Origin of the sequence: Streptococcus infantis, from assembly GCF_047464615.1 — a bacterium.
GTDB classification, from domain to species: domain Bacteria; phylum Bacillota; class Bacilli; order Lactobacillales; family Streptococcaceae; genus Streptococcus; species Streptococcus infantis_Y.
This window is the reverse complement of the sequence record NZ_JASHBO010000042.1, coordinates 1-789: the sequence shown is the minus strand read 5'-3', so window position 1 is coordinate 789 and position 789 is coordinate 1. Positions and strand designations below refer to the sequence as shown.

Sequence of the window (789 nt, the reverse complement as noted above, 5' to 3'; positions counted from 1 at the left end):
AGTATCGTAAGGAAATGGTAGACCAACAAGCTAAATTTATGAGTGAACAATTGGCAGTTGAGATTGATTTAGATAGGAAAAAACACGAAAAAAAGTCCTTAAAGCCCGCAAAAGAAAGTGAGGCTAAGGAAAAGAAAATCTCAACAACGGATCCCGAGTGTGGTTGGTTCCATAAGGGCGAACACAAGGAAGTATTTGCCTATTCTGCTCAAGTTGCTTGCGATAAGCATGGTTGGGCCTTAGCTTATACGGTTGAAGCAGGAAATGTTCATGATAGCCAGCCTTTCCCTGCCCTATTTTCAAAGTTAGAACCTTTCTCTCCACGCTATATTATTGCGGATTCAGGCTACAAGACCCCAACTATTGCCCATTATTTATTAGAACGTAATATCATCCCTGTCTTTCCTTATACTCGTCCAAAGGGAGTAAAGGGGAACTTAAGACCTAGTAATTTTGTTTATGATGCAAGTCATGACTCTTATATTTGTCCAGAGAATCAAGTATTAAGCTATCGCACTACCACTCGAGAAGGCTACCGTGAGTATAAGAGTAATCCCAAAGTATGTGTTGCCTGTCCTTTATTATCCGTTTGTACCCAAAGCCAAAATCATCAAAAAGTAGTAACGAGACATGTCTGGAAAGATGCCCTTGAATTTTGTGAGGAGATTCGTCACCAAAGAGAAATGAAAGAGCTCTATAAGAAGCGCAAAGAAACAATTGAACGACTCTTTGGGACGGCTAAGGAATACCATAATTTGAGATACACTAGAGAGAAAGGAAAGTCCAAAA

At 39.8% G+C, this 789-nt stretch carries 1 protein-coding gene; it reads left to right on the top strand.

Annotation, left to right across the window (positions count from 1 at the left end):
- Positions 1–789 (top strand): transposase (locus QM450_RS10575; RefSeq protein ID WP_414320561.1); only part of this gene is annotated, 789 nt, incomplete at both ends.